This window comes from Hydrocoleum sp. CS-953, assembly GCF_002260545.1.
Taxonomy (GTDB): Bacteria; Cyanobacteriota; Cyanobacteriia; order Cyanobacteriales; family Microcoleaceae; genus Trichodesmium.
Genome location: NZ_LGSU01001074.1, coordinates 1 through 6548, shown reverse-complemented (window position 1 = coordinate 6548; position 6548 = coordinate 1). Strand labels below are relative to the sequence as shown.

General features: G+C 32.9%; 9 protein-coding genes. 6 read left to right on the top strand and 3 right to left on the bottom strand.

Annotation, left to right across the window (positions count from 1 at the left end):
• Positions 1-673: 673 nt before the first annotated feature.
• Entirely contained in the window at positions 674-1357 is a 684-nt protein-coding gene (gene rppA / locus AFK68_RS16070) for a two-component system response regulator RppA (protein WP_094673660.1), read from the top strand.
• Between the two features lie 202 nt (positions 1358-1559).
• On the opposite strand, the gene psb30 is transcribed toward rppA, so the two are convergent.
• Positions 1560-1691: a photosystem II reaction center protein Ycf12/Psb30 gene (gene psb30 / locus AFK68_RS16065; protein WP_094673659.1), complete on the bottom strand. Its 132-nt coding sequence runs from the start codon at positions 1689-1691 to the stop codon at positions 1560-1562.
• A 292-nt stretch (positions 1692-1983) separates the two neighbouring features.
• Here psb30 and AFK68_RS16060 point away from each other — a divergent pair, with 292 nt between their 5' ends.
• The 5 genes from AFK68_RS16060 to AFK68_RS16040 all read left to right on the top strand — a co-directional run bounded on the left by AFK68_RS16060 (position 1984) and on the right by AFK68_RS16040 (position 4908).
• Positions 1984-2352, top strand: a complete 369-nt coding sequence (locus AFK68_RS16060) for a YkgJ family cysteine cluster protein (RefSeq protein ID WP_094673658.1) — start codon at positions 1984-1986, stop codon at positions 2350-2352.
• A gap of 282 nt (positions 2353-2634) precedes the next feature.
• Positions 2635-3087, top strand: a complete 453-nt coding sequence (locus AFK68_RS16055) for a TMEM165/GDT1 family protein (RefSeq protein WP_094673657.1) — start codon at positions 2635-2637, stop codon at positions 3085-3087.
• Positions 3088-3457: 370 nt separating this feature from the next.
• Complete coding sequence (locus AFK68_RS16050; protein ID WP_094673656.1) at positions 3458-3757, top strand: TMEM165/GDT1 family protein; 300 nt, start codon at positions 3458-3460, stop codon at positions 3755-3757.
• Positions 3758-3922: 165 nt separating this feature from the next.
• Positions 3923-4129: a hypothetical protein gene (locus tag AFK68_RS16045; protein ID WP_094673655.1), complete on the top strand. Its 207-nt coding sequence runs from the start codon at positions 3923-3925 to the stop codon at positions 4127-4129.
• Between the two features lie 215 nt (positions 4130-4344).
• Entirely contained in the window at positions 4345-4908 is a 564-nt protein-coding gene (locus AFK68_RS16040; protein ID WP_210407434.1) for a Uma2 family endonuclease, read from the top strand.
• Positions 4909-5140: 232 nt separating this feature from the next.
• On the opposite strand, the gene AFK68_RS45405 is transcribed toward AFK68_RS16040, so the two are convergent.
• Both AFK68_RS45405 and AFK68_RS45400 read right to left on the bottom strand, forming a co-directional pair.
• Entirely contained in the window at positions 5141-5428 is a 288-nt protein-coding gene (locus AFK68_RS45405; protein WP_371357415.1) for a hypothetical protein, read from the bottom strand.
• Positions 5429-5513: 85 nt separating this feature from the next.
• Complete coding sequence (locus tag AFK68_RS45400) at positions 5514-5852, bottom strand: hypothetical protein (RefSeq protein WP_371357414.1); 339 nt, start codon at positions 5850-5852, stop codon at positions 5514-5516.
• Positions 5853-6548 lie beyond the last annotated feature (696 nt).

The window sequence follows — 6548 nt, the reverse complement described above, 5'->3', positions numbered from 1 at the left end:
ATTATACCAATCCCCAAAAGTCTTGCTATACTTGGGCGATACTTCAGTTATTAACTGATCTATACAATCATAATTATTTTTTTGCTGATTTTAGCTAGTTTAATGTTAATTATTCTTATGTTTTATTCTCCCGTACGGACGTTGCACCGGCAAAAATGCGTTTTCCGTTCCGGAATGCTCCGCATTCATGTCGGCGACAGTCGAAACATGTTGCGCAGCAAAAAGTCCCTACACTCCCCTACTCCGCTACTCTGAAATAGATAAAGTTTTTGAGAAATGGTATTACCGAAATATTGTGGTTTAAAGCCTCCCCTTTTTAGGGGATAATAAATAAAAATTTTCCTGTTTGTCAATCCTCTCCTTTTCAAGGAGAGGTAATTCGCGCATTCTAAATTCTAAATTCTAAATTCTAAATTCTAAATTCTTGAAAACCTATTTAGGGTTGCCATAACATATTTGCGTAGAGCTATATTATAAAATATCAAAAGTCTAATAGTTTTTTAAACAATAGCTGATACTAAATCCGGTTTATAGAGTATCCTTTTGGGAAGGTGGCGAGATGGGGGGATAGGGAGATGGGAAGATGGTTATAGAGGATGGGTGAAAAAGATACTTTATAATAACCGTATTTGATATGACTGCTGAATGCTTACATAATCATTAAATTCGTCAAATGCAGATTCTTTTAGTGGATGATGAACCAGAATTAACTTCTCCTCTGAGTCGTGCTTTGAATAGAGAAGGGTATAATATTGATGTTGCTGATAATGGAGAAATGGGTTGTCACATGGCAATTGAGGGTAACTATGATTTACTGATTTTAGATTGGATGTTACCCCAAAAAACAGGATTAGAAATTTGTCAAAAGTTGCGATCGCTCCACGACTATACCCCAGTTTTATTTCTTACTGCTAAAGATACTATAGATGACCGAGTTACGGGATTAGATGCTGGTGCTGATGATTATTTGGTTAAACCTTTTGAGTTACGAGAGTTATTAGCGAGAGTTCGAGCTTTATTACGTCGCCCTCCTACTATTGAGGCAACTACAACTCAGCAAAATTTACGGGTAAGAGATTTAGAATTAGATATAGAAAATCAAGTGGCTTATCGTAGTGGACAAATGATTAACTTATCAGAAAAAGAGTGTAAGCTATTAGGGTATTTTATGAATTATCCCGGTCAACTTTTAACGCACCAACAAATTTATGAATATTTGTGGGGACAGGGGGAGCAACCAAGTAGTAATGTTTTAGCAGCACAAGTACGTTTATTGCGCAGAAAGATAGAGGCAACTGGAGAGTCACCATTAATTCATACTGTTTATCGGAAAGGTTATCGGTTTGGAGAACTATAGAATTTAGAATTCTGAATTTAGAATTTAGAATTCAGGAGTAAAATTCGCAGCGGGTAAATAAATTGGAGACGAATGAGAATGTCCCAAATGGTGCGTTACGACGGATTCCTAAATACCTTTCACAGCTTAAATTCTAGCCGTCTAACGCACCCTACAATAATGAGTTATTCTTTGATTAAGTCAATCCTCTACGCGGAAAGTATCAAAGATCGCCACCCCGAAGTGCTAGTAGCACAACTACTGCTGGGCCAGCAATTACAACCATGGCCAGCATTGTTAACTGGGCAATAGTTTCAAAGTTAATATTGCTGAAAAAATCAGTTAAAAACCCCATATTTCCTCTAGATATTAATAAAATAGATACTGAACTGAAAAACCGTTTTTTATTCTATCAAGCGATCGCCTATCTAATTTAACAAACTTTACAAAACTCAATAATTCAGTTTGCTACAATTAAAAGGCCGTTTATGCTAATTCCTAAAAACTTATTTTTAAATTTTAAATTTAAATTTTTTCCTTATAGCTAACAAAGAATTGGTGAGCACATAAACTTATGATAAATCTTAAGAGCAAGGAAATGTTTTTCCAACTGTTCCCTATTCCCTATTCCCTGGTATAAAAAAACAATGGTTACTTGGTGTTGTGTAAAAAATTGTGGTGCTTGTTGTTACTTGGAACCGACAGAGCGACCAGAATTAGAAGAATATTTATCTCCAGAAGAAGTAAAGCATTACATGAGTTTAATAGGAGCAGATGGATGGTGTATTAATTACAACCATTTGACCAAAGAATGTCGTATTTACGCTGATAGACCAAAATTTTGTCGAGTCCAACCAGATACCTTTAAAGAAATGTATGGTATTGAACCGGAAGAACTAAATGAATTTGCGATTGACTGTTGTCAGCAACATATTGGAGATATGTACGGCGAGCATAGTCTAGAAATGCTTCGATTTAATCATGCAGTGGGGATTAAATCTGGTTTTGAGAGATAATTATACCGTTTTATGGAAGTCAAAATTCAAAAGTCAAAAGTAAGATTTTATCAGCTCAAAACTTTTCGCTGTGCGACATGAAAGACATGCTTACTAATTTCAGGAAATTATTTCACATTTCACTATTAAGATTAAGATAAGTAGTGTAACCTAAGTTGATTAAATTGGTATTAAATAGTTGACACATAGCATAATTATCTGAAACAATAAATCAGATTTAAAAAATCTACATATATTAAGTAATTTAGTCATTTATTATAGTTATCAGTGAATTTTTTCCCGATGAGTGAAAATACAGTTAAAACCGAAATAGATGTAGAACAAAAAGATGTTTCTCAAAGCTTACCTTTGGAAGTTAGTTCAGAAAAAGGTGAAATTTTACCCCCTACTAATTCTCAGTCAGAACAAGAAGAAACAAAAGCAAAAAAAACAGGAGCATGGGCAGTATTTGCTTCAACTTTTGTGACAATACTTTTAGCAGAAATAGGAGATAAAACTCAACTTACTACTTTATTAATGACTGCCGAATCTCAATCTCCTTGGATAGTATTTGCAGGTGCAGGTAGTGCATTAGTAACTACAAGTTTATTGGGAGTTTTGTTAGGGCAATGGTTAGCTAGTCATCTTTCTCCAAAAACTATAGAAAGGTCAGCAGGAATTATTTTATTACTGATATCTTTGACTTTAATTGTAGAAGTTTTTTATGAAAATTTTCCGCAATTATTCAGCTATTAGCTTTTTATAATACCCTGCTCTTAGAGGGTATCTGTAAATAAAATATTAAATTCTTGTCTAGGGTGGGTTAGGCACAGATTAATAGTTAAACTTAATAGTTGGGTGTGATTTGCCGTAACCCACCAATAATCAAACTTATTGCAGTTCTTAAGATTTATTTTATAGAAACTCTCTTAAGGGCGGAGTTTAATTTGAAGCAATCATTCGTTGAACTTATACTAAATTTTTAACCAAAGAGTTGTATTTGATGAAAAATTTTATTCTACCTTCTTAACTTCTTACTTTTTAAGTTTTTACTTCTTCCTTCTTACTTCTTACTTCTTAAGTTTTTACTTCTTCCTTCTTCCTTCTTACTTATTACTTATTAACTATGGATTGGCAACTTTTAGGTTTAAGTTTTATCGCAGTTTTCCTATCTGAATTAGGAGACAAAAGTCAATTAGCAGCGATCGCTCTGGGTGGGTCTTCAAAATTTCCCCAGGCGGTATTTTTTGGTACTGCATCTGCTCTATTATTAACGACTTTTTTAGGAGTTTTAGTAGGGCAAGGAGTAGCAGAAATTTTACCAACAAATATAGTAAAAGTTACTGCTGCAATTGGATTTGCTATTATGGGTATTCGTCTTTTATTGTCTGGTGAAGAGGAAGCAGAAGAGTCTGAAAATAGTTAAGTTTGAATCTGACTTTAACTAATATTTTATCAACCACATTGTTAGAAGCAAAACCTTGTAGGGGCGAATCGCGATTCGCCCCTACATTGTTCTACATTATTTCAATATGACCCTCTATTTTTAGATGCAGATATCAAAGAATTATTACATCAGCAGTTTGCCCGTTTGTCAGAATTAGAAAAACAAGTAATCTCCCACTTAGCAACCGAAACCAAACCAGTAACTATTTCAACCTTATTAGATAATTTACAAATACCACCTTCAGACTTATTGAATATAATTAAATCTTTGCAGCGACGTTCCCTAATAGAAAAACAAGAAAATAATTTTACTCTTTTACCTTTGCTGAAGGAGTATGTTTTATCTAATTAAGTAGGCGAGAAACAACCATTCGCCCATACATTCTTGCGCTGACTGAATTTGATAGGAGCAAGTTAGTTTAAATGACATTTTTACCTGGGTTTAGAGAGCAAACCCCTACGATAAAATTTTACAATCTATTTAGGATAGCAATACCAACTTAGTAGGTAAAAAAAATAGATATAATTAATGAATTCAGAAAAAATCCCAATTGAGGCAAAATAATTATGTTAACCTCTGTTAATTCATCCAAACAAATTACTCTGGAAGAATTTTTACAACTGCCAGAAACAAAACCAGCTAACGAATATTTTAACAATAAAATTTATCAAAAACCAATGCCACAAGGAGAACATAGTACAATTCAAGCTTATCTATCATCAGCTATTAATCAAGTTGGTAGACCAAAACAATTAGTAATGGCATTCCCAGAATTAAGATGTACTTTTAACGGACGTTCTATAGTTCCAGATATTTCAGTTTTTGCATGGGAACGTATTCCGAGACAACCTAATGGTAGAATCGAAAATAGATTTGAAATAGCACCAGATTGGGTAATAGAAATTCTCTCGCCAGACCAAAGTTCTAATCAATTAATTAATAAAATTCTTTTCTGTCTTAATAATGGTACTCAGTTAGGTTGGTTAATAGATCCTGAAGACGAATCTGTAGTGATTTTTAAACCTAACCAACAACCAGAAATTAGATATAATTCTGATAATTTACCAGTTCTGGATTTATTAACAGATTGGCAATTATCTATTGCAGATTTATTTGGTTGGTTATATTAATTTAAGGAGTAGGGAGTAGGAAGTAGGGAATAGCAATCCTATTTCGGTTGTAATATTTTGGTAGTAGTTCAAACCATAGAATCCAAAGTAGGGACGTTGCATGCAACGTCCCTACAGAGTTATCATTTTTTTTAATGTAGTTCATTAACCTAAAAACTTTTGTATGAAGAAAAATTTTATCAAGTAACCTGCAATTGTTGCTTGACTATTTCAAAAGCTAAAAGCTTAAATACTAACTAACAAAACTGGTTAATATCCCTAAAATCTTCGGTAAATCATAGACAGAATATTCCTCTAAATCTAGAATTATTGTTTGAGATTCTAACTCTAGAAATTGCCAAGCAGTACCAGTAGTAACAACTCCATAAATCTTGGGAATTTCTTTACCTTTACTTTTATTAAAAATTTGAGCAGCAACCATTTCTGCCATACATTGAGCTAAACCATTTCTCAGATTATCGTTTTTAGCTTCTACCAAAGTTATTACGGGTGCTTTGAGAACTATTTGCTGGGTTGACAAACTGATAATAAAGTCACAAAAACCATTTAATCCTAACTCTGGATTAACATTAAACTCTATACCAGAAAATAAACTTATCTGATTATTAGATATTTTTTTTACTTCTGCTAATATCGGCGCAATAATAAATTCCGTTTGCGGAGCATTCCCTCAGGAAACGAGCTTTTTCTGAAGATATTGCCACTGCCAATGGTAGATAATATTCTAAAGCTTCTTGCAAAAATTTACTGGGAGAAACTTCTGGTAACTGATTAAATTTACCCAAGTTTTCTACCACGTTGAGATTAAAACTTGTTAGAACTTCCTCTAAGGTAAATTTACTGTAAGGCATTAATTTTTCTATAGGTAAATGTAAGTTTCCTAGAGCAATTATATTTCTGATTGAAAAGATTTTTCTACTCCACTCAACAGATAATAATCTCAAGGTTCTTAAATAAATTGACTGGAATAAACCTCTAATAATTAATTAGGGTTTGCTGAAAAAGTTTTATGGGTTAGGGTAGGAGACAGGAGACAGGAGACAGGAGACAGGAGAAATGGGAATTATAGGGGAGGTACAAGGGAAAATTATGCCTCAATTTTTCTGGCATAATCATCTCATGCATACTAACTTTTTGAACTTTTTTCACCAAAAAGCTGATACTTTTTCGATACCCAAAAAGGCTAAAAGCTTTATCTGTAAATCCTTTGATATTTAATCAGCAAGCCCTAATTAAATTTATCCAAGTATTTAACTAAGTTAAGATTAAAATTTGTCAGAACTTCCTCTAAGGTTAATCTACTGTAAGGCATAATATTTTGTTTTAGGGATTAGGGAGTAGGGAGTAGTAATTCGGGAAACAGGGAATAGGAAAGAAGAAAAAAAACTGTAGTTCAGTAACTTGAGAAACCATATATTTTTATATCTATTATATTTGTAGAAAGTAATAATTTCTGATATATTTAAGGACATTTAATATCAATCAAAATCTTTTTATATTCCGACTCTATTCTCCTGACTACTAAAATATTGCAAATGAAATATAATTGCTATAGCAATTATATAATGCTCGTGACTTACAAAGTTATATGTTTTAGGGAGCAGAAAACTGAAAAGGGGTATGTTATCTTCTAAGATTTT

What these genes read in the sequence shown, in the direction of transcription:
- AFK68_RS16050 (WP_094673656.1), top strand. Translation starts at nt 3,458, where the DNA reads ATGGATTGGCAACTTTTAGGTTTAAGTTTTATCGCAGTTTTCCTATCT.
- rppA (WP_094673660.1), top strand. Translation starts at nt 674, where the DNA reads ATGCAGATTCTTTTAGTGGATGATGAACCAGAATTAACTTCTCCTCTG.
- psb30 (WP_094673659.1), bottom strand. Translation starts at nt 1,691, where the DNA reads ATGGGGTTTTTAACTGATTTTTTCAGCAATATTAACTTTGAAACTATT.
- AFK68_RS16040 (WP_210407434.1), top strand. Translation starts at nt 4,345, where the DNA reads ATGTTAACCTCTGTTAATTCATCCAAACAAATTACTCTGGAAGAATTT.
- AFK68_RS16055 (WP_094673657.1), top strand. Translation starts at nt 2,635, where the DNA reads ATGAGTGAAAATACAGTTAAAACCGAAATAGATGTAGAACAAAAAGAT.
- AFK68_RS16060 (WP_094673658.1), top strand. Translation starts at nt 1,984, where the DNA reads ATGGTTACTTGGTGTTGTGTAAAAAATTGTGGTGCTTGTTGTTACTTG.